This window comes from Aeromonas sp. ASNIH8 (assembly GCF_002919855.1).
Taxonomy (GTDB): Bacteria; Pseudomonadota; Gammaproteobacteria; order Enterobacterales; family Aeromonadaceae; genus Aeromonas; species Aeromonas caviae.
The window spans coordinates 1-538 of sequence record NZ_PQLN01000287.1 but is presented as its reverse complement, the minus strand read 5'-3'; the positions used below and the strand labels follow the sequence as shown (position 1 = coordinate 538).

The following is a 538-nucleotide window of genomic DNA, read 5'->3' as shown; positions in this document are numbered from 1 at the left end:
ACCCGCACCACTTTGCCGTGCTGCTGGGCTTTGGTGCGACGGCGATCTACCCGTACCTGGCCTACGAAACGCTGGCAAAACTGGTCGACACCAACGCCATCGAAAAAGATTACCGTACCGTGATGCTGAACTACCGTAACGGCATCAACAAAGGTCTGTACAAGATCATGTCCAAAATGGGCATCTCGACCATCGCCTCTTACCGCTGCTCGAAGCTGTTCGAAGCCGTTGGTCTGCATGATGATGTCGCCGATCTCTGCTTCCAGGGCGTGATCAGCCGTATCGGCGGAGCGGGCTTCAGCGACTTCCAGCAGGATCTGCTGAATCTCTCCAAACGCGCCTGGCTGGCACGTAAGCCGCTGGATCAGGGCGGACAGCTGAAGTACGTGCACGGCGGCGAATACCACGCCTATAACCCGGACGTGGTTCGCACCCTGCAACAGGCTGTCCAGAGCGGCGAGTAAAGCGCTTATCAGCAGTGTGCTGAGCTGGTTAACCACCGCCCGGCGGCCCCCCGCCGGGCCCTGCAGGGGCGGAA

Annotated in this window: 1 pseudogene; it reads left to right on the top strand. The window is 59.9% G+C overall.

What is annotated here, in order from left to right:
- A pseudogene (locus C3418_RS23955) lies at nucleotides 1-538 on the top strand (glutamate synthase central domain-containing protein); the annotation flags it as partial.